This window comes from Novosphingobium sp. ZW T3_23 (assembly GCF_044987305.1).
Classification (GTDB): domain Bacteria; phylum Pseudomonadota; class Alphaproteobacteria; order Sphingomonadales; family Sphingomonadaceae; genus Novosphingobium.
Window position 1 is genome coordinate 1 of the sequence record NZ_JBJDRF010000033.1, and the last position, 21058, is coordinate 21058.

Here is a 21058-nt window from a genome sequence, read left to right on the forward strand (position 1 = left end):
CACCGCTGCCGCAGCCACCGCGACCAGCGCCGCCGCCCACGGCCAGAGCACCCAGGCCGATAAGCAGACCATTGCTGATGCCGCCCCCGGCAGCGGCGCTGGTCGCGGTGGCTGCGGCAGCGGTGTCGAGCGAGGAGAGGTTATAGCTGAGAGGTTCGCTGGAAACGTCTCCTGGCGCAAAGCAGGAGGCTTCGCTCAGGTTCACCAACCATTCGGCCCCGGTCGCCGGATCGTCCAGGGTCAACTGGCCCAGGTTCTCGGGCGAGCAGCCGAAATAGCCTTCCAGCCGGATAGTGGACCCATCGGCGAACTTCAGGATGAGATCATCGCCTTCGCGCACCATCGACGCCACGGTGCTGGGTGGTGCGGCGATGTTTACGTTGGAACCGGCGGGAACCGAAATCCGCGCTTCACCCTCTCGGGCCAGGGAGGTGGTGGTTGCCTTGGTGGCGCGATTGACGATCTCGACCCGCTTGTCCATCTCGTTGCTCCAGCATCGAGCACCGCCGATCGGCGGTGCTGCCGTTCGTTGCGCGAGATTGGTCCGGATAACGAACGAGACGGAAAAGTCGTCGTGAAGTTAGTTTTATAAACTAACTGAATACCTGCAAGACAAGCCGTGATGGAATCCCCCACGGCCACAGGTTTACGCGCCCCTCCAACTCATCAATACATCAGCGGCCCAGCCTCATCGGTTCTTTGACTTAGGATTTATCACCTAATCACGACCTCCAACGCAATCGCCGCTGAAAGTTTCCGATGAAGATGGAACGCTTTACCGCTTGGAACTCACGTTTGACCGACGCCTTGTGAACTTTTCGGACCGAAAAACTGTTCTACGATATTCGGACAGTCTGCTCGTCAGCCACCTGCATGCCAAAGCAAAGAACTGAATAAAAACGAAAACTCGTTATTCATCCGCTTCGTTACTTCAGCAGAAAGGATAACTTTTACATTCGATCCGGCGGTAATAATTTCGGTCGAAATGGTTTTTGTTTCCGGCACTTACATGCGCCATTACTGCGCTTCGAAGCGCACATAACTGGCTTCCAGTCAGAGGCTGGCGAACTCGCGATAACGAAATGACCTGCGTCGACCAACCCCTCATCCATACCGGCACGGAGGGTTGCTGCCGGGCTAACGGAGATGCCGGGACGCGCCTGCAAACCGCCCCGGCTTTCACGCGTCAATCTGAAGTCACCAACTTGCGCGTGCGACGATAGAGGCCATGGACGAGAACGAAGAACAGCAAGGTGCCGCCGATCAGGGCCGGCCCCGCAAAGTCGTCGCCGACCACTGCCAGCGGTGTATCGCTGCCCGAAGCGGCGACGATCGCGGCGAAGCCCACGCCCCACAGGCTTTCTCCCACGATCAGGCCGGTGGCGGTCAACACGCCCATTCGCTCTGCGAATTCGGGATCACGCTGTTTCGACGCCCAGCGATCGTAGAAAAAGCCGAGTACCGATCCGATGACCGTCGGCAGGATGACGCTCATCGGCAGGTAGATGCCGATGCCCACGCCGAGCGGCGGCAGGCGCAGCCGTCCCATCACGCCAAGGATCTCGTCGAGCACGATGAACGCCGCGCCCGCCACCGCGCCCCAGCCGATCATCGCCCAGTTCAGATTGCCGCCCAGCACGCCCTTGGCCAAAGTGGAGATCAATGCGGCCTGAGGCGCGGGAAGCGCATTCGGCCCGGCATTGGCCGCCCCGGCGAAACCGAAAGCGGTATTCAGCAGATCGAGCACCGGCGGTATCACCAGCGAACCGAACACCACGCCGATCACCAGCGCCACCTGCTGCTTCCAGGGCGTTGCGCCGATCAACTGGCCGGTTTTGAGATCCTGCAGGTTGTCGTTCGAGATCGTCGCCACGCCGAAGACGATGCCGGTGACGATCAACGCGTAGGCGACCAGCGCGTCGGTCGTTCCCGGCGGCTGGTCGCGGCCGAACAGGCCTACCAGCATCAGCGAGGCGGCCACCACCGAGAGGATGCCGATGCCCGAGACCGGCGAGTTGGAAGCGCCGATCAGACCGGCCATATAACCGCAGACGGCCGCGATCAGCAGTCCGATCACCAGAATGAACAGAAGCGCTCCGGAGATCAGCAGCATTTCCGAACCCGCCAGAGGGCCTGCTCCAACCACGCTCCACAACAGGATGGCGATCGGCACCAGCATCGCCAGGGTGCCGATAAACACGATCGAGATGGGCAGATCCTGCTCCTCCACCGCCAGTGCCTGACCGGATTGCCGCGCACGGCTTGCCGCCATGGCCGAGCGGACGCCGCCGATGACCGGCCCGGCTATGCGCAGGAGGGTCCAGACCGCCGCCACGCCGATAACGCCTGCGCCGAAAAACCGCACGTTGTCGGAGAAGACCGTCAAGGCCCAGACCTCAGCCCCGCCGGGCAGCGGATTCTGGGCCGTGAGCATGGGCAGGAGTGCCCACCAGCCCACCACCAGGCCAAGGAACATAGCCATGCCGACCGAGATCCCCACGAGATGGCCGACGCCCATCAAGGCGAATGAGAGCCCCCCGGAAATGCCGGTGGCCCCCGGCCCCGCGCGGAACCAGGCGGAGGCTTCCGCCACGACGAGACGCGTCTGGGTGAGGATCGCAAAACCGGCTGAGACCAGCGCGTTCCAGAGCAGGACGGAAAGCCCTTTCGCGCTTTCCTCCGCGCCTTCGCGCGATTGCGAACCGACGCGCAGAACTTCCGCTGCGGCATGGCCTTCGGGATAGGGCAAAGGCGTGTCGATCACCAGTGCGCGGCGCAGCGGCACCGAGAACAGCACGCCCAGGATACCGCCGGTGCCGGTGATCGCCGCCGTGGTCCAGTAAGGAAAGCCCTGCCACCATCCGATCATGACCAGCCCCGGCAGCACGAAGATGATCGCAGCCAGTGTGCCCGCCGCGCTGGCGACGGTCTGAACGATGTTGTTCTCGAAGATCGTGGAGTCCTTGAACCCGCGCAGGATCGCCATGGAGATCACCGCGGCCGGGATCGAGGTGGCGAAAGTCAGCCCCACCTTCAGGCCGAGATAGACATTGGCGGCCGTGAAAAGCAGCGTGATGATGCCGCCCAGCAGCACCCCGCGCAAGGTTAGCTCGAGCGGAGATCCCGCGCGCGCGCCGCCAGTTTCGTTCGCCATGTATACCGTCCGGTCGATCGTGAAGAGGCCGGTCTCGCTTTGTCCCGCTAGACCTCGCCCCTGGTGGAACACGCCCTGGCCTGCTGCAGCCCGGGCGTAGCGACCGCTGCCATATTGTTGCGCGGGCGTCCAGCGCGGGCCACGCTCATTCCCCGGAACCCGACATTGTCGAGCTTGCTTAGGAACCACATGCCGACACGGGTGTTGAACAGAAGACTGCTCCGTAGAGGCAGGCAATGCGAGGGCTCTTTCCCCCACCCCCGACCGAGCCCCGCTACTCCATCAAGGCCGCCCCCATGACATGGCGGGCGGCCTTTCCATAGGAATTCCGCGCCGCAGCGCTTGTTGTCGAGGCAAAGCCGCTTTAGAGGCCGCGCCCGGTCCTCGCCTCTAAACACCGATGGACCGGGGGCGGCGGCGTTATCCGCGCGGCCGCCCCCTTTCTTCGGCCATTCTACCAGTGTCAGAGATTGTTTGGAAATGCCCGAGAGGGCAGTTTCAGGCCGAGGGCGCGCCATCCCCGGCACCGATACGTTCCCGCAAGCGTTCGAGCAGATCGGGCACGACATCGCGCAATTGGATCAGGTCGAGGCGCGATCCCACGCGCGATGCGGCGAGATCGTAGAGCCGCTGGGCATGGTCGATCAATTCGTCGTCGGTCATCGCAGGCGCATCCTCTTGTACCGATGGAGCAACCGACAAGCTCGGCCCCATCCGAACAACGCCGCTAATGTTCCGCTACGCTCTCTACAAGCCACCTGCCTGCGCTATCCCCTTTCGCGAGATGGTCCGTGATGGCCCGCACCGACATCACGTTTCAGGCGCGGATATCCAGCATCAGATAGCTGTCGTCGAAATTCCCGCGCTGGGCCAGCCTCGTCCAATCGGAGACGCGGACGCGACCTTGTTCGAACACCAGGCCGCATTCCTGGCGCAGAGTGGAAACCGTGCGGTTTACGTGGACCGTCGTCAGGCCCAATGCATCGGCCAGTTGCGCCTGGGTTACCGGCAGGAGGAAATCGGTGCGGTTGTCTATGCCATGGGCTTCCATCCGCATGCCCATCTCGCAAATTAGGTGCGCGGTGCGGGTGACGGCATCGGCCCTGCCGAGGTTCGCGGTCCATTTCGCCAGGATCGAGGCATCGACCACCGTATCGCGCCAGAACGCCAACCCGATGCTTGGCTTGCTCTCGGCAAGACGCCGCATGTCGACGTGGGGAACTTGCAGGACGATCGAGGGCATCAATGCCTGAATGCCCCAGGCCGGAAGTGGCATGGGCACGGAATGCAGGTCGGCCATGTCGCCGGGAATATGCAATGCGGTAATCTGCCGCTTGCCGTCCGCCATCTGGTCGAAGCGGGCCAGCAGGCCGGAAACAAGCAAGGTAGAGTGGTTCACGCCGTGCCCCGGCAGGACAAGATCCTGCCCGCGCGAGGCCGAAACCCGGCGACCGCCCAGTTCGTGAAGGGCAACCACTTCATCCGGCGTCAACACGCTTCTCAGCGAAAGCCGCCGCACGAACAGCGCGACGGCGCCATGGCTCTGCACTGCTTGTCTCCCGGATGGGTTTCGTCATGCCTTGTGAACACAATGTACCAGAACCCCGGAAGTTGCCTGAAGCGGTATGGATGGCGGGCGGGCGCTGGTATCGCCTTCAGGAGCGGTGGCCCATGATTTCCGCGTATCGCGCTTCGGCCACGCCATAGAACGGCCCGCAATAAGCCACCAGTCCGGCACGGTCGCGGATCTGGACGAGTCCGCGCTGCGCCCTGATCCACCGCTCGGCTTCCAGGTTGTGAATGGCATGCGTAATGCTGGCCCGTCTCACGCCGAGGATAACGGACATGTTCTCATGCGTAAGCGGAAGATCATCGTTGCCGATCCGGTCGCGATACATCAGCAGCTTGCGCGCGAGCCGCTGCTGCACCGTCGCCCTTACGCCCGCGCTGGCCGCCAGGCTCAACTGGACGATCTGGGTCTGTATATAACGCAGGAAATAGTGGAGCATCGATGGACTTGCCTCCAGCATCGACTGAAACGCCGCGCGATCGAGACTGAGCGCCTCCCCTTCGATCTGGACCCGACTGTCTCTCTGCGGAAGCAACGCGCAAGTCGAACTGGCGCCAACCATGCCCTCGCAGCCGATAACCCCGACTTCCAGCGGGGTAGGTATGTCGCTCGTCTCCAGATTGGAAACGACCCCGGATTCGATGAAGTAGACCCTCTCCTGGAACACGCCGCGCCGTTCCAGATAGGTCATCGCCGGGATTTTCTCTCGCTTGGCGCAGGATTCCAGCCTTGCGCGATCCGCGGCAGACATCCCCAGCAACAGCTTGTTGCACGTTGTTTCACGTATCATTCCGCCTGTCATCGGCAGAGCCCTCCCCCTGGCCGTAGCCAAGAGATATTCTATTTTATCGGGTTAATACAACGATTGATCGTGGCCGAGGTTCCGATTTGGAACACTTTAGCCACCCTCTGCTAAGCTGTTGTAATTTCACATCAATATGAAATGCTAGCGATAACAAAACAGAGAATAATACTTTCGGATTAAAGGGTTTATATGTACGCCGCCGTACAAAGTTTTACCCTTTTTTTAATCGATCAGCGTCTGTAGATAGACCTCCACAAGGTAACCGACTGGTTCATCTATAGTTATATTATACGATCTACGCCGGACAGGAGGATAATGGCGCCGGTACAGGCGCGCTCTTCCGGATCGTTTCGAGGAGGGAATGGATCGTCATGAGCATCGCCTCAAGAAGAGGAAGGTCAAACCTGCGCGCGGCATCCTATGTCGCCCCGCCTGCCCATCGATCCTGGTCCCGTTCGGACAAGGATGAACGGACGACGCTGTCTCCCGTTGAATCGCAGGCTCTGCAGCAGCGCCTCTGGGCAGTGCTGGACGCGGATTAACAGACCCGCGGGCAGGACGACGGCTCGCGACAGAGCGTCATTATGAACGATCTTAACGGCAAGGACTACGGATGACTGAGTTTGCAGGTTTTCAACAGGGCATCGAACGCGCACGGTCGATGAACGAGCATTTCGCCTCCACCGCCCGCACCGCCGCCGAGCAGATGCTCGAGAATGGCCAGGAAATCGGGACGCGACTGGCCAGTCAGGCCTCGACCGCGCGCGAACGCCTGCTGACATGCCTGGACGAGCTGGCAAGCGCCGGCGATCCGGCTCGCGCCTCGCAGATCGGCGCCTCCTACGTCTCCGATTCCCTGCGCGCCTATGGCCAGAACATGGCGGAATGGAGCGAACTGATCCTGCGCAGCTATCGTCGCGGATTGGATGGAGCGGTCCCAGGCACGGCGCCCGCCGAGTAGGCGACACCGTCTGGACGGAAAACCCGTTCGAAGAATTTGGAAGAGCGACCCTGACTGGGCCTCGTGCGCAAGCCGCGCGGGGCCGCATTTTCGTTGCGGGTGAGAGGAACCCCGCAATCGTTATTAACTATTCGTCTGAAGTCGCGACCAAGTTCACCGCCTTGATCCTATGAAGATATCGAGCGCATCGCAGCGCGGTCGAAAAAGGGTTCAGGGTCGTGGAATTGTTCGGTCTTCCGCCATACGAAGGCATTGCTACACTGGCTTTCCTGGTGCCGCCCGTGGAACTGGCCCTGCGATCGCATCGCAACGCCAAGCCCGCCTCGGTCGAATGGCTGGCCCAGCAGTTCGAGCGCCTGGAAGATGTGAAGCTGCGCGCTCTGACCGCTCGGGAACTGCGCAAGCTGGTCCGCGCCACGACCGACATCCGGCGTGCAGACTTCGCGACGGCACTGGGCCGCGCCCGCGCCGCGCTGGATACCGCAATCGACGACAAACCCGCTCCCTCGGCCCATTAGGCCGTAAACTCATAAATGGTACCATCGAGGCGTCCAAATGGCGAACAACTCGGGCCGAAGCGACCGCCGGGCGGGCTGGTTGCCCGTCCAAGGTTGGTTCGGTTCGAGATGGAAGCCATTTGGGCGTCCTTCGGATTTGAGGTAAAATGGCCCATCGCGGCGTCGGCAGGACTTGAAATATCGACATATTCCTGCGTCCTGCCTTCTTGCGCTGAGCCATTTTGCCTCAAACCTCGATGGTGCCATTTATGAGTTTACGGCCTAAGGCCCGATCAGGCGCTCTTTCCTGGAGCCCTCCGCACCCGTCCATTGATCATGACGTGATCGAAAACCAGATCCTCGACGCCGGCGGTATCGAGAGCATCACTTGCCAGACGCAAGTCGATGTTTTTCAGAAGCACGTCACGGATCTCGGTCTGGCCGGGATTGGGCCGGATCGTGCCAAGCGCACCGAACCTTCCGGAAATCTCCGTAAGTTCCAATCCTCTTACCCGGGACATGGGCGGCTTCATGCCCTTGAGGTCGGTATATTGGCTCCACGGCTGCACCGCGATCACGGTCCCCGCCGCGTTGTCCAGTTGAATGCGTCGCAAGCGAATGTCCTCATACCGCTGCGGCGTGTCGGAACGCAGCTTCAACCGAGCCAGCACGATATTCCCGGTAACGCGGCAGTCCTCCATCACGACGTCCCGCACCACGGTGGCCTCGCTTCCGCAGGCCAGGGCATGGTGCCCACGCCGGAAATGGCAATTGCGCACGCGCAGCCCTTCGACCGGCGGACTGGTGAGATCGTCCAGCGCACACGGCCCCTTCGATCCCTTCGCCGCTATGCAGTCGTCGGTGACCGAGAACACGCAGCCGTCCACCGTGACGTTTCGGCTGCTATCCACGTCGATGCCGTCGGTGCTGGGCGCCTGCGAATAGTCATCGGGCACTTCGAAGCGCGCATTGCGCACCAGCACGTCCTCGCACCGATAGAGGTGGAGATTCCAGAACTGCGAGTCCTTGAAGGTCACACCCTCTACCAGCACCCCCCTGGAATTCTCGATCAGGGCGAGGCGCGCGCGCGGCAAGCCAAGGTTGGGAAATTCGTCCGGCACCGGCGCCGCGTTGCGCAGCTTCCAGAACAGATCCCAGATCGGCCGGCCGGCGCCATCCAGCGTGCCGCTGCCGGTGATCCGCAGCCCGTGGCATCCGTCCGCATTGAGCAAGGCGGGCGTGAAGCTGGCCTCGAAATGACCTTCGATGCGAGTGCGGCGCGGTGGAAAATTCTCCATACGGGTAGTGCAGCGCAGGACCGCGCCCTCCTTCAAATGGAGGTGGACCCCCGGCTTTAGAAACAGGGCCCCGCTGACGAACACGCCCCTGGGCACCAGCACCGTTCCCCCGCCCCTTGCTGCAAGGCGATCGATGGCGGTCTGGATCGCTCGGGTATTGATCGTCTTTCCGTCGGGCTTGGCACCGAACTGCGTGATGGAAACCGGCGTGGCGGATCGCGCCAGGGCGTCCGTGCCGGTGGTCAACAATGGCAACGCCAGCAGGGATAACGCAAAGGTACGGCGATCGCAGGGGCTGGTGGACATCTTGGCTCCCGTTCGGGAGCGAAAGTCGGCAGACCGATCCGCAAGCATTCGATCCCATATTATGCTATGTGATCCCATGATACACGACCCCGGTCGTAAGAAAAGCGCTTCCGAAGGGGCGGCCCGTCAATCGCTAAAGGCGGCCTCCGGGACGACATATCCGCTTTGCACCGGCGTGATGAGCGCGGAAAGATCAAACCCTTCGGCCTTCGCCGCCTCCAGGAAATAGGCCTTGATCTCCGGGGCCAGATCGGCGCTACGCGAAAGCAGCCAGAGATTTTCGCGGTCTGGCGTCCCAACCAGCGCTACCGAATAGTCCTGAGATATCCGCAGCACCCAGTAATCGCCCTTGGCGAAGGGTATCCATCGCAGGAACTGCGGCAGAAAACTGACCTTCAGCTTCGCGTTGCTGCCGTCGACGGGCACGGCCTGTCCGATCGATCGGTCGGGCTTGCCATCCTTGTCGATGCAGCGGTTCTCAACCCGCACCGTACCGTCGGAATTGAGGGCGTAAGTGGCGGTGATGTCTCTCGCTTCGGCGTCTTCCCACTTCAGCGGCAGCCGGCAGATTTCAAACCAGGTTCCAAGATAGCGATCGAGATCCAGCGCGGGCACGGTAGCGACGTCATGCGTGTGATGAGCCATGGGCATCTCCCTTTCCGGGGAAACGGAGGCTGCGTCGACTTGTTCCGTCAACGCCCTCGCGATGCTGCAACTGCACATGCAATTTTGTATATTGCGCTGCAATGCAACATACCGCATGAAGGCGAGGCCTTTCAGGCATCCTCTCCCAAACTTTTCAAGCCGGTCCTCAGGGCCGGCTTTCTTTTTGGGCGCTTTTCGTCCGTTCTGCTCAGAACATGGCGCGCATGCCGAATACTGCCGAAAGCCCCGAGACCTCTTCGCCCGCGGCGGTCGCAGATCGCGCCGTTGCGCCCAGCTTCCGCTCCCAATGAAGGCCCACATAGGGCGCGAGCGATCGGTTCCGCTCGTATCGCAGGCGCGCACCGAGTTCGAGCCGCTCGAACCCCGCGCCGACGTTTAGCTCGGGCACGTCCTGGAACGCGACGTCCAGCTCCGCCTCGGGCTCCACCACCAGAGACTGGGTGATGCGCTGCGTGTATCCCGCCTTGCCGCGCGCATGAACGTCACCGCGGTTCGAAATCAGGACTTGTCCGCCCAGTTCGAACCAATAGGGCGCCAGCCCTTCGATGCCCACCAGCGCATAGGTGCGCTGCGGATCAGGGCGGAAATCCTGCCGAACGCCCAGTTGAAGATTGAACCAGGGGTCCAGGGCGTGGCGCCAGTAAGCCGCCAGTTCGATGCGCTCCGCCCGTTCGGCGAACGTACCCTCTCCCTCGCTTTCCAGGACCAGACGATCGATATCGCCGCCGTACCAGGCCTGTCCCTCCCAGCCGAAACCGTCACCGTGCTTGCCGGTGCGATATTCCAGGCGATCCACCTGAAGCGCGAAAGTGGAGAAGGTCATTTCCTTGACCATCGCTTCGCGAGAGGCCTTCATGCGATCGGCCGGGAAAAAGCGTTCGGCCGAAAAGTCCGTCGGTACCGGCGGCGGAGGAGCGTCTCCCGGTGCATCGGCCATCGCCTCCGATTCCATGACGTGATCGCCATGATCCATGGTGGAATGGTCCATGGCGGAATGATCGCCGGTATGCGGCAAGGCGCCGGACTGGGCCTGCGCTGCGAGCGGGGTGGTTGCCAGCATCAGGGCCGCCATGGTCGAAATGGCGCGCGCCATCAGCCTTGGCCCTCCCGACGAACCGTGACCACGCGCATCATGCCGGCATGCATGTGCAGCAGCATGTGGCAGTGAAACGCCCAGTCTCCCTCGCCATCGGCAGTGAGGTCAAACGAGACCTTGCCGCCCGGCAGGACGTTGACCGTATGCTTGCGCGGACGATGCCCTGGCTCCCCGCTGACGAGTTCGAAGAAGTGGCCGTGCAGGTGGATCGGATGCGGCATCATCGTGTCGTTGACGAGGTTGACGCGAACCCGCTCGCCCAACCGGAATGGTATCGGTTCCGGGTTTTCCGACATCGCCACGCCGTCCATCGACCACATGTACCGCTCCATGTTGGCGGTCAGGTGGACATCGATCTGCCGGCTCGGCACGCGGGGATCGGGATTGGGATCGCGCGCGCGCAAGTCGGCATATGTCAGCACGCGATGCTCGACGTTCTCCAGCCCGGTCGGGCGGTCCGCCAGTCGGTCCACCGGCATCGGCGAAAGCGTGGCGACGCCCGGCCCCATCTTCACGCCCGGCGCCACCGAAGGATCGCGCATCGACATCGAGTGGCCGCTCATCGAGGAATTGGCGGGCTGGCTGAGGTCGATGACGCCGCCCTCCCCCATGTCCATGCCGTCCATGTCCATTCCCATGTCGCGCATGGTGAGGACGGGCCGTTCGCGCAGCTTCGGCGTTGCGCCAATGAGGCCCGGCCGCTGCGCCAGAGTTGCCCGCACGAGCCCGGAGCGATCGATGGCCTCGGCGATCACGCCGTAGCTGTCCGCCAAGCCGGGCTGGATGACGACGTCATAAGTCTCGGCAATGGCGATCTGGAACTCGTCGACTTCGACCGGGGCGACCGGATTGCCGTCGGCCGCGACCACGGTCATCGGCAGGCCGGGAATGCGAACGTTGAAATTGGTCATCGACGAAGCATTGATCACCCGCAGCCGCACTTTCTCGCCGGGGGCGAAAAGGCCGGTCCAGTTCTCGGCATGGCCGTGACCGTTGATCAGGAAGCTGTAGGTCGACCCGGTCACGTCCGAAATGTCGGTGGCGTCCATCCGCATCTGGGCCCAGGCGAGCCGGTCGGCCAGCGACTGGTCCTTGCCTGCCAGCAGGCTCGACAAGGTCTGCCGCTGCCGGTTGAAATAGCCGCCCATCATCTTGAGCCGGCGCATCTGTTCATGCGGGTGGATCGGGCTCCAGTCGGACAGCACCAGCACATGTTCCCGATCGGACGCCATCGGGTCGAGGTGCGCCGGATCGATCACGATGGGCCCGAACAGGCCTTCCGCTTCCTGCATTCCCGAATGCGAATGGTACCAGAACGTGCCCGAGTGGGTCAGCGGGAACTCGTAGACGAACGTCTCGCCCGGATCGATGCCGGGAAAGCTCACTCCCGGAACTCCATCCATATGGAACGGCACCAGCAGCCCATGCCAGTGGATCGAGGTCTGCACCTTGAGACGATTGGTAACGGCGATGCGGACAGTCCGCCCTTCGCGCAGCCGCAGGAGGGGCCCCGGAAGCGTGCCGTTGACGGTCACTGCGTGGCCCGAACGCCCACCGGTGGAGAAGTGGGTCTCGCCGATTTCCAGCGCGATGGCATCGCCGGAAAGGGTCTCGAAGCCCGTCTTGGCATGGGCCGTTCCCGGCGTGCCGCTCCTCGCCCAGGCCGGAAACATGCCCAGGCTTCCAGCCAGACCGCCGCCGAGTGCCAGAAAGCGCCTGCGTTCCAGCAGGGCGCCTTGCGAATTATCCTGAGATGCCATGCAAACCCATACGGCTGCGCGGCGGCTATCCCTCGGTCAGGTGCGACAATTTCTGTCGGCCGCGATAGATCCGCGTTTCCACCGCCTTGCGGCTGATGCCCAGTACCGACGCGGCCTCTTCCTGCGACAGGCCCTCCACGGCACAGAGCAGCAAGGGTTCCTTCAGTGCATCCGGCAAGGCGGCGATGGCGGCGTGGATCTGTGCCACCTCGCGCTGCGAGGCAAGCGCCTGCTCGGGATCGCCTCCCTCGTCGGCAACGCCCGCAGCTTCTTCGATCGGCAGCGCGAAAGCGAAGAAACGCCGCACTTTCCGCCGCCGCGCCCAATCATGGCACTTGTTGAGCGCGATGCGCAGTATCCACGCCCGAAACGGCCGCGCCGGATCGTAGCGATGCAGGGCCATGAAGGCGGCCACGAAGCTTTCCTGCGTTACGTCCAGGGCATCGGCCTCATTGCCCAGGTGCCCATGAGCCATGCGGAACACAGCGCTGCGATGCACCTCCATCAGCGCGGCGAAGCCTGCCTGCCGGCCGGCGAGCGCCGCTTCGACGGCGTCGGCATCGGAAGCCGACGACGGTCCTGGCCGGGCCATCCCGGTCAATCCTGAGGTGCGGCAGTCAGTGCCTGGCCAACGGCCCGGTCGAAACGGGGGGTCTGATCGGCACGAAGTACCGCGCGCATTGCCAGGACGTGCCGGAGCGTGGCTTTCTGCAATTCGCCCATGGCAACGTGAGAACGATCGATCGCTTTCTCGACATCGGGGCCATAGGCGTGCTCGTGCTCGATGGCGCGGGCGATATCCGCATTGGCGGCCCTCAGCTCCCGCTCCAACTGGCCGCGACGCGCTGCAAAGCCTTTCTCCAGTTCCTCGATCCGCAGCTTCTGGTCGCGATCGAGGTCCAGGTCGCCATGAATGACGGCATGAATGGGGCCGCGGTCAGGCACATCCGCGCGCAGCGTTCGCCCGATCCAGAGCGCGCCCAGAGCCACCAGGAAGGAGAGCAGCGCCACGAGAACATAACGGTAGGCCTGCGCCATGATCAGGATGCCAGCAAGTGCGAAGGCGCGGCGGCCGGCACGCCCAGCACCGGTTCGGCGCGAGAATCCCGCAAGCTCGAAGCCGGGGTGGAAAGTCCGCCCCAGAGCCCCACCACCGCCGCCACGCCGCAGGCAAGGGCGAACCCGCGCCGCCCTGCCACCCGCTCGCGTCCCGCAGCCAGCCCCGCCATGACCGACACTTCGATCGTACTGAGCGCGACCGGCAGCGGCTCGTTGCGCAGCAGCGACAGCATTTGATCGACTTGTTTCATCTGGCCCGGTTCCAATTGCGCTTCCGATCTACCTTACGCGCGGATCGCACCGCATCCCTCGCGGCCGAAGCAAAAAAGCGTGGCGGAACGAGGGATGGGGATCGCCTTCTGCGTATGGGTTCCAGCAAGTTCGGGCAAGCAGGTTTGCCCGCATATCGAAATCCGGGAGTTTTCATGCGTTCCAATGGCTCTATCGCTGCTTTGACCGCTGCCATCGCGGCGACCCTCGCCGTGATCCCCGCAAGCGCTCAGGCCCGTCCGGCGCTTGTGGCCGCAACCCCCGCCGCAGATGGAACGGTCGCGAAGCCGGTATCGATCGTCCTGACCTTTTCGGAAGAGCTGGAAGCACCGCTTTCCGGTATCGATCTGGTGATGACCGCCATGCCCGGCATGGCGCATCATGAACCGATGCCGATAAAGGGCATCGCGCCTCGGGCCGAGGGCCGCAAGCTGGTCGTCGCCCTTCCCCGCCCCTTGCCGACCGGCACCTACCTTCTGACCTGGCATGCGGCGGGTGCGGACCGAGAGAATGCGCGGGGGAGCTACACCTTCACCGTGCGGTAAGGCATAATGCGCCATGGCCGCGCTCCACCCGCCCACTCTTGCCGATGCCCTGCGTCCTGCCGATGCCTTGCGAACGCTGCTGCGGCGGCAGGTGCGCGCCGTGTTCAACGACCGTGCCAAGGGCGAAACGCCGGTATTGCCTTCTCCCCAGGCTCTCTTCGAGCCCGACAGTCCTGTCCGCATGGTCCATGCCGATGTCGTCGCGATGATGGTGGGCGGCATGCGGGCGCTGCTGTTGCAGATGCTGCATCCTGCGGCGCTTCAGGGGGTGCTGGACCATTCGGACTTCCGTGAGGATGTCGAAGGACGGTTGCGCCGCACCGCCCGCTTCATCGCCGTCACGACATATGGCCATCGGGACGAGGCCGCACGGGCGATCGCTGCGGTGAACGCGATCCACGCCCGCGTGCGCGGAACCCTGCCGGACGGCGCTCCTTATTCCGCAACCGATCCCCGGGTGCTGGGCTGGGTCCATCTCGCCGAGACGACGAGCTTCCTGGAAGCCTATCTGGCCTATGGCGATCCCGGCATGGCGCCGGACGCGCAGGACCGTTATTTCCGACAGACGGCCGTCGTCGCCGGAATGCTGGGGGCCGCTCCCGTTCCCCGCAGCCGCGCGGAGGCGCAGATGCTCATGTCGGAAATGCGAAACGATCTGCGGAGCAGCCCCGCGACCCGCGAGGTTGCCGCATTCCTGCTGGAAGGGAGCGCGAGCCGCCGTCCCGGTTCCGTCATGCGCACGCTAGGCGGAGCTGCTGTCGATCTGCTGCCACCGTTCTCCCGGACGATGCTGGGGCTGCGGCGGCCGGGAATGTCCGTCCTGCCCGCCCTCGCCGGGACGAAAGCGATGGCCGGGATCGTGCGCTGGGCCTTTGCGGGAACGCGCTGACGCGAGGAACGGCGTTATGCGTAAGCCGAACGGCCGCCGCGCAAGGATAGATCGGCTCGCTCCGCGCGTTCCTCATCGTGTCACCACGCGTGCTCCAGCAGGAGGGCGTGTTCCACAAGGAGGTTCTCAATGGCAGATCTGAGCAATATCGCCGAACACATGGAAGTCATCGGCGCGGACGGCGTCCATATCGGCACCGTCGACAAGGTCGAGGGCGATAGGATCAAGCTGACGAAAGCCGACAGCGGCTCCCACGAGAGCCACCACCACTACATTCCCGGAGGGCTCGTGGCTGCCATTGACGACGGCCAGGTGCGGCTATCTGCCAATGGCGACGTGGCTATCCTGTTCGAGGAGGAACAGGGCGGAGAAGGCATCTCCGAACGCGGCGCCTGAAGTCCCGTCCCCCATCGCGCCCTTCCCCTTCGGCTTGAACCGGAGCGGGTTGGGCCTAAGAGGGTCAGGTCCAGGCCGTTTCAGGCAGCCAGCGGCAGTTCGCGCTGCTCGGCGGAAACCTCGATCTCACCGGCCTGTTCGGCAAGATCGGAAACCGGGGCCTGAGCCAATGCCGGGATGTGACGCTCTGCCATGACGACGTCGCGGCGATAGGCGAAATAAAGCGATACGAGCGAAAACATCTGAAACCACCTGAAAGCGCAGCATCGTGCTGCAATGCAACATTGCCGTGATGTGGCTGGTTTTCGCGATTGCCGCAAATGCAAGCAAATCGTCATGGGTTGCATTATGCGCAATTACAGCGGATCGCCTAGTGAACGCCTGTTGATTCAGCGATGGCAAACTCCGAGCAGACGTATTTCCCGAGGCAACGGATCAAGTTTCGGGCGGCAGAATGCCCCGCGCCATCATTGTTGCAAGTATCGCAATTTTGCATGTGCGAAAAGAAACTCGCGCCGCCGGAGGGACCGGCGGCGCGAGCTTTAACATTCGCGAAGAAGTTGCTCCCGGCTCATTCCTCGTCGGGATAGGGCCCCTTACCGCCGTCCTTGATCAACTGGTCGACACGCTGGTCGATCACCGGAAGCGGAACGCCGCCCAGTTCGAGAACGGCATCGTGGAAGGCACGAATGTTGAACTTGGGACCGAGCGCGGTCTCCGCCTTCTTGCGCGCATCCACGAAAGCCAGCTGGCCCATGTAGTAGGACAGCGCCTGGCCGGGCCAGGAAATATAGCGGTCCACTTCGGTCTCGATCTCGTGATCGGAGAGCGCGGTATTGTCGCGGAAGTACTGCTGCGCCTGCTCGCGGCTCCAGCCCATGGCGTGGATGCCGGTATCGACCACCAGACGCGAGGCGCGCCAGGCCTGATAGCTCAGCATGCCGAAGCGGTCATAGGGCGTTTCATACATGCCCATGTCCTCGCCCAATGCCTCGCAATAGAGCGCCCAGCCCTCGCCATAGGCAGAGAGATAGGTGTCTCGGCGGAAGGCAGGCAAGTCTTTGTTCTCCATCGCCAGCGGCATCTGCATGGCATGGCCCGGCGCGGATTCGTGCAGTGTCAGCGCGACTTGCGAGTAGAACGGGCGGCTGGGCAGGTCATAGGTATTGACCAGGTAGATGCCCGGACCACCGCGACCGCCGGTGTAGAACGGCGCGATGTCGTCCGGCACCGGCTTGATGGCGAAGCGACTGCGCGGCATGTGGCCGAAGAACTGGTCCGCCTTGCCGTCGAACTGCTTGGCGATCCAGGCCGCGCGATAGAGCAGCTCGTTCGGGGTCTTCGGATAGAACTGCGGATCCGTGCGCAGGAAGTGCAGGAAGGCCTTGAGATCGCCCTTGAACTCCACCTGGCTCATCACTTCGTTCATCTGCGAACGGATGCGCGCCATCTCGCTGAGGCCGGTCTCATGGATCTGTTCCGGCGTCCTGTCGAGCGTGACGAACTCGGCGATCTTGGACTGATAGTAAGCCTTGCCGTCCGGCAGGTCATAAGCCGCCAGCGTCTTGCGCGCGCCCTTCTCGTATTCGTTACGCATGAAGGAGAGCAGCTTGACGTGCGCAGGCACGACCCCGTCCGAGATCAGCTTGCGGGCTTCGGCGCGCAGCTTTTCCTGCTCGGCGGCGGGGATCGTCGCGGGCAGCTTGCGGAACGGTTCGTAGAACGGCGAAGCCTCGACCGACTTGGCCTGGGTCACCAGTTCGATGCCCTTGTCACGCCCGGTCAGCGTGATCTGCGGGCCGGTGAAGCCGCGCTTCAGGCCCGCGCGCATGTTCTCGATCTGCTGGTCGTAGTAGCGCGGGATCTCGCGCAGCATCTCCAGGTAGTTCTCGGCGGCCGCCTGGTCTTTCACCGGGTTGCGCGCCCAGTCGGCCAGATCGCCCCAGAAGCTGGTGTCGGCGTTGAAGGGCTTTTCGTAATCGCGGAACCGCTGCGAGGCCAGAAGCGCGTCGACCTGCCCCTTGTAGACCGCGAAGTTGATCCGGTTTGCGGGCGAGAGCTGGTTCTGGTCGATGGCGGCCAACTGGCCCTCCACCCTGGTCCAGCAGGCGAGGCGATCGGCCTGGGCCTTCGGGCCAAGTTCGGGAAGGACGATCTTGGTGTCCTTGGGGGTATCCTCGCAAGGGCCGATCTGCTTCTGGCGCCATTCGTATTCGGCGGTGTAGATCGCCTCGAAGGCCTGGTCGGCGGTCTGCTTCTGGGAAACCTTCGCGGCGGGAGCGGCCGCTGCCGTGCCCGAAACCGCAGGCGTGGCGACCAGCGCGGCGCCGGCCATCATCATGGCCCGGCCAACCGAATTCTTCACGTCATTTCCCCTTTCGAGAACCTCGAGAATGTCCTGGTGGAGCTTGGCGGGAATGCGCAGCCCCTCCTTGTCGGATTGCGCGCGCGCGATCAGGCGGCGCGATCCCGGCAGGCGAGCGCCCTGCCCTTCGATCATGTCGAACATCGCTTCCGCCCGGCGCAAGTGCTCTTCCACGCCCGCGCCAAGGAAGCCTGCCGGATCGATGGCGATGATGAACTCGCCGCCGATCGGAGAACCGCCGCGATCCTTGTCCGCCGCCATCGATTCCGCGCTGGTCATGTCGCCGATCAGCGGCCCCGCGACCAGTTCGACCATGGCCGCGAGCGCAGAGCCCTTGTGTCCGCCGAAAGTGCGCATGGCGCCGTCGAGCACGGCCTTGGCATCGCTCGACGGATTGCCGTCCGCGTCATAACCCCAGTCAAGCGGAATTTCCTTGCCCGCCCGGCGATGCAGTTCGATCTCGCCACGCGCGACGGCGCTGGTGGCGAAGTCGAACACGAAGGGCGCCCGCTTCGTTCCATCAGAGTAACTTGGACGCGGCCAGCCGAAGGCGATCGGATTGGTGCCGAACACCGGCTTGGTCCCGCCCGCAGGCGCAACCCAGGAATGGCTGGGCGTGAAGGCGAAGGCGACGAGGCCCTGCTCGGCCAGCGCCTCGACCTCGGGCCAGAGCGCGGCGAAGTGAACCACATTGTTCAGCGCCATGGCGGCGATGCCGAACTTCCGTGCCTTCTCGACCAGCAGCGGCATGCCGCGCTCGAAGGGAAGCTGGGCGAAACCGCCCTTGCCGTCCACGCGCACCAGCGCCTGCGCCGGTTCGGTCACTTCGGGCACCGCATCGGGCACCACCACCCCGCGCTCGACCGAATTGGCGGCGACGAGGAGGCGGTAAAGCCCGTGCGAGGTGCAGCCGTCCCGCTCGCCCGACACCATGGTGTGGGCCACGGCGGCGGCGTGGTCGGGCGCGAGGCCCCAGGCTTCGAGCACGGTGCGGGCGAGTTCGTCCGCCTCCGCGATCGTCAGGGCAACGTCTTCACTCAAGGATAGGCTCACTTCTTGGCAGTAAACAGGCGCACGCCGAACACCGGACCGGCCGAACTGCGGTCATGCGGCACGAAGCGCACCTTTACGCTGCTCTTGCCCTTGGTCAGCGCCTCGGGCAGCGGATAGTCCACATCGAAGAACTTGCCCGGCGTGTCGTTGTCGAGCTTCTGGGTGGCGATCTTCACATTGTCGACCAGGATGTCGAACACGCGCGAACGCTCGCTGCCCCAATAGCTCGCCTGAAGCAGGAGTGGGCCGGGCTTCACCTTCATCTTGAATTCGAAATAGCCACCCGAGCGCGCATCGCGTCCATTGCGGCCACGATAGGAGACCGGGTAGGAGATTTCCGAGGTCAGTTCGTGATCGCGCTCAGGCTGCATTTCGCCCAGGTGCATCACGTCGATCGAACGGGCAGCCAGGTCCTTCTGGCGGGCCTGCTCGGCCAGGAACGCAGCTTCCTCGGTTTTCCAGCCGCTTTCGGTGAAGCGCTTGAAATAGACGGCGCTGCGGCGATCGTATTGGCTGTAGAACGGCACGAACATGCGGTCGCCCGGACGGATGATGCCGGTGGTCTGGAAACGCGGACGGTCCGAGACGATCGGCGCGAAGGCGGCCAGCGGATTGTCGCCGACCATGGCCGGCTCGACGCCGGTGAACTCCATCTCGGCCGGACCGAGGTCCGCCGCCATGACCATCGGGCCGCGCACGACCGCAACCACGTCCTGCGAGCCCTGCGCCGTTTCCAGGCGCAGTTCCAGCGGCAGGTTGAGCGTGATCACATCGCCCTTCTTCCAGCGACGGTCGATCACGGCGTAGCCGCCGACAGGCGTCGAGGGCACCGGAGCGCCATTGACGGCCACGGTAGCCTTGCCGTTCGACCAGCCCGGAATGCGCAGGGCCACGGCGAACTTGCCCTGCTTCACCGCATCGAGCGTGATCTTCACGTCCGACTTGAAGGGGTAATCGGTGGCGATGGTAAAGGCAGCGCCCTTCGCCTTCCACTGCCCGGTCGAGGGGATGTAGAGGTTGACGAAGAAAGTATCATCGCCTTCCCAGAAGATGGAATCGCCGTGCTTGGCATGGCTCTCCATGCCCGAACCGACGCAGCACCAGAAGGCTTCCTCGCCGGGGCCGGAATAGCCGCGCGCGGTGCCGCTCATCATCGGCGTCATGTAGGTGAAGCCGCCCGTTTCGGGGTTCTGCGCCGACATGACGTGGTTGAGGTGCGCACGCTCGTAATAGTCGAACAGCGCGCCGTCGGGCTGCCACGAGTAGAGCTGACGCGTCAGCTTGAGCATGTTGTAGGTGTTGCAATGCTCACAGGTCGATTCCGTGAGGTGCAGCGCCACGGTGTCGGGCTCGAAGAAGTACTCGCGGTCGGCATTGCCGCCGATCACGTAGCTGTGGTGCTTGGTCACGCGTTCCCAGAAGTAGCGCGCGGCGCGGCCGGGTTCGTCCTTGCCGGTCAGTTCGTGGATGCGGCCGAGGCCGATCAGCTTCGGGACCTGGGTGTTGGCGTGGAAGTTGGCGAGCTTGTCCTCCTGCGCCACGATCGGATCGAGCACCTTCTTGTCGTAGATGCGCTCGGCCACCTTCAGCCAGCGCAGGTCGCCGGTCTGGGCATAGAGTTCGGCATAGCTCTCGTTGAGGCCGCCATATTCGCAGCCGAGCAGTTCCTGCATCTGCTTGTCGTCGAGCGCGGCGAACACCTTCTCGAAGTACCCGCCAAAAGCGGTGACGACGGCAAGCGCCTTGGGATTGCCCCAGGCGGCATTGATGTCGAGCAGGCCCTGGAAATACTTGTGCACGGTGTAGAGCGGCGACCACGAACCGTTGAGGTCGAACCCGCCCGACTTGATCTCGCCGCGCATGACCTCGGGGAAGATTTCCTGTCCGTCGACGACCTTGCCGTCCTTGGTCTTGCGGCCGAGGGCACCGATGTAACCGTCCGTGCGCTGGGCCTGGCATTCGGCCAGTTCATCGACGATGTAGTCCGCGCGGCGGCGGCATTCCGGGTTGCCGGTCTGCTGCCAAGCCAGCACCAGCGCGGTCATGTAGTGGCCGAGGGTGTGGCCGGCGATGGTGTCCGATTCCCAGCCGCCGTAGATCGGGGCCTTGGGCTCGAGCCCGGCATATTTGCGGAAGTTGTGCAGGAAGCGATCGGGGCTGAGCCACATCAGGTAATCGACGTTGACGTTCACGGCCGTTGCGTAGTCGGACGGCGCCAGGCGCACATCGGTCAGCGGCAGCGGCTTCGCCTTGATCGGCAACTTGGGAGCGACGACGGCCGCAAAGCCCTTGAGAGGGACAGAGCAAATAGCCAGCGCCGCCACGCCAGCCATCCATTCGCGCCGATTGGCCTGCATTTTAAAACCCC

General features: G+C 63.5%; 20 protein-coding genes. 5 read left to right on the forward strand and 15 right to left on the reverse strand.

The window, feature by feature from the left end; all coding sequences use genetic code 11:
- From ACI3K3_RS16390 to ACI3K3_RS16410, 5 genes are all read right to left on the reverse strand, one after another.
- Positions 1 to 481, reverse strand: a 481-nt coding sequence (locus ACI3K3_RS16390; protein WP_404915524.1) for a BapA prefix-like domain-containing protein, incomplete at its 3' end; no start/stop codon positions are given.
- 705 nt (positions 482 to 1186) lie between these two features.
- Complete coding sequence (locus ACI3K3_RS16395; protein ID WP_404915526.1) at positions 1187 to 3154, reverse strand: OPT family oligopeptide transporter; 1968 nt, start codon at positions 3152 to 3154, stop codon at positions 1187 to 1189.
- Positions 3155 to 3652: 498 nt separating this feature from the next.
- A complete protein-coding gene (locus ACI3K3_RS16400; RefSeq protein WP_404915529.1) occupies positions 3653 to 3817 on the reverse strand; it encodes a hypothetical protein in 165 nt (54 codons plus the stop codon).
- A gap of 154 nt (positions 3818 to 3971) precedes the next feature.
- Positions 3972 to 4703 carry a Crp/Fnr family transcriptional regulator gene (locus tag ACI3K3_RS16405; protein ID WP_404915531.1) on the reverse strand — a complete coding sequence of 244 codons (732 nt, stop codon included), beginning with the start codon at positions 4701 to 4703 and terminating at the stop codon, positions 3972 to 3974.
- A gap of 106 nt (positions 4704 to 4809) precedes the next feature.
- The gene (locus ACI3K3_RS16410; RefSeq protein ID WP_404915533.1) at positions 4810 to 5514 is read right to left on the reverse strand and encodes a Crp/Fnr family transcriptional regulator; all 705 of its coding nucleotides are present in this window, start codon (positions 5512 to 5514) and stop codon (positions 4810 to 4812) included.
- 628 nt (positions 5515 to 6142) lie between these two features.
- On the opposite strand from ACI3K3_RS16410, the gene ACI3K3_RS16415 reads away from it, so the two are divergent.
- Together ACI3K3_RS16415 and ACI3K3_RS16420 are read left to right on the forward strand one after the other, a co-directional pair.
- Positions 6143 to 6490, forward strand: a complete 348-nt coding sequence (locus ACI3K3_RS16415) for a hypothetical protein (RefSeq protein WP_404915535.1) — start codon at positions 6143 to 6145, stop codon at positions 6488 to 6490.
- 218 nt (positions 6491 to 6708) lie between these two features.
- Entirely contained in the window at positions 6709 to 7008 is a 300-nt protein-coding gene (locus ACI3K3_RS16420; RefSeq protein ID WP_404915537.1) for a hypothetical protein, read from the forward strand.
- A gap of 272 nt (positions 7009 to 7280) precedes the next feature.
- Here ACI3K3_RS16420 and ACI3K3_RS16425 read toward each other — a convergent pair whose 3' ends face one another.
- From ACI3K3_RS16425 to ACI3K3_RS16455, 7 genes are all read right to left on the reverse strand, one after another.
- Positions 7281 to 8591, reverse strand: a complete 1311-nt coding sequence (locus tag ACI3K3_RS16425; RefSeq protein WP_404915539.1) for a glycoside hydrolase family 28 protein — start codon at positions 8589 to 8591, stop codon at positions 7281 to 7283.
- Between the two features lie 126 nt (positions 8592 to 8717).
- A complete protein-coding gene (locus ACI3K3_RS16430; protein WP_404915541.1) occupies positions 8718 to 9236 on the reverse strand; it encodes a lipocalin family protein in 519 nt (172 codons plus the stop codon).
- Between the two features lie 208 nt (positions 9237 to 9444).
- On the reverse strand, positions 9445 to 10350 hold the full coding sequence (locus ACI3K3_RS16435; protein WP_404915543.1) for a copper resistance protein B: 906 nt from the start codon (positions 10348 to 10350) through the stop codon (positions 9445 to 9447).
- Entirely contained in the window at positions 10350 to 12113 is a 1764-nt protein-coding gene (locus ACI3K3_RS16440) for a copper resistance system multicopper oxidase (protein ID WP_404915545.1), read from the reverse strand. The genes ACI3K3_RS16435 and ACI3K3_RS16440 overlap by 1 nt, the downstream gene beginning before the upstream one ends.
- A gap of 25 nt (positions 12114 to 12138) precedes the next feature.
- A complete protein-coding gene (locus tag ACI3K3_RS16445; protein WP_404915547.1) occupies positions 12139 to 12705 on the reverse strand; it encodes an RNA polymerase sigma factor in 567 nt (188 codons plus the stop codon).
- 5 nt (positions 12706 to 12710) lie between these two features.
- A complete protein-coding gene (locus tag ACI3K3_RS16450; RefSeq protein WP_404915549.1) occupies positions 12711 to 13151 on the reverse strand; it encodes a periplasmic heavy metal sensor in 441 nt (146 codons plus the stop codon).
- Positions 13152 to 13153: 2 nt separating this feature from the next.
- Complete coding sequence (locus tag ACI3K3_RS16455; RefSeq protein WP_404915551.1) at positions 13154 to 13423, reverse strand: hypothetical protein; 270 nt, start codon at positions 13421 to 13423, stop codon at positions 13154 to 13156.
- Positions 13424 to 13597: 174 nt separating this feature from the next.
- On the opposite strand from ACI3K3_RS16455, the gene ACI3K3_RS16460 reads away from it, so the two are divergent.
- The 3 genes from ACI3K3_RS16460 to ACI3K3_RS16470 all read left to right on the forward strand — a co-directional run bounded on the left by ACI3K3_RS16460 (position 13598) and on the right by ACI3K3_RS16470 (position 15272).
- Positions 13598 to 13987, forward strand: coding sequence for a copper resistance protein CopC (locus ACI3K3_RS16460; RefSeq protein WP_404915553.1), 390 nt, complete (start codon positions 13598 to 13600; stop codon positions 13985 to 13987).
- 13 nt (positions 13988 to 14000) lie between these two features.
- Positions 14001 to 14876 carry an oxygenase MpaB family protein gene (locus ACI3K3_RS16465; protein ID WP_404915555.1) on the forward strand — a complete coding sequence of 292 codons (876 nt, stop codon included), beginning with the start codon at positions 14001 to 14003 and terminating at the stop codon, positions 14874 to 14876.
- Between the two features lie 129 nt (positions 14877 to 15005).
- Complete coding sequence (locus ACI3K3_RS16470; RefSeq protein ID WP_404915557.1) at positions 15006 to 15272, forward strand: DUF2171 domain-containing protein; 267 nt, start codon at positions 15006 to 15008, stop codon at positions 15270 to 15272.
- 80 nt (positions 15273 to 15352) lie between these two features.
- Here the strand turns inward: ACI3K3_RS16470 and ACI3K3_RS16475 are convergent, their stop codons facing one another.
- From ACI3K3_RS16475 to ACI3K3_RS16485, 3 genes are all read right to left on the reverse strand, one after another.
- Positions 15353 to 15514, reverse strand: coding sequence for a hypothetical protein (locus ACI3K3_RS16475; RefSeq protein WP_404915559.1), 162 nt, complete (start codon positions 15512 to 15514; stop codon positions 15353 to 15355).
- Between the two features lie 329 nt (positions 15515 to 15843).
- Complete coding sequence (locus tag ACI3K3_RS16480; protein WP_404915561.1) at positions 15844 to 18678, reverse strand: DUF885 family protein; 2835 nt, start codon at positions 18676 to 18678, stop codon at positions 15844 to 15846.
- Between the two features lie 8 nt (positions 18679 to 18686).
- Positions 18687 to 21047: a beta-L-arabinofuranosidase domain-containing protein gene (locus ACI3K3_RS16485; RefSeq protein ID WP_404915563.1), complete on the reverse strand. Its 2361-nt coding sequence runs from the start codon at positions 21045 to 21047 to the stop codon at positions 18687 to 18689.
- Positions 21048 to 21058 lie beyond the last annotated feature (11 nt).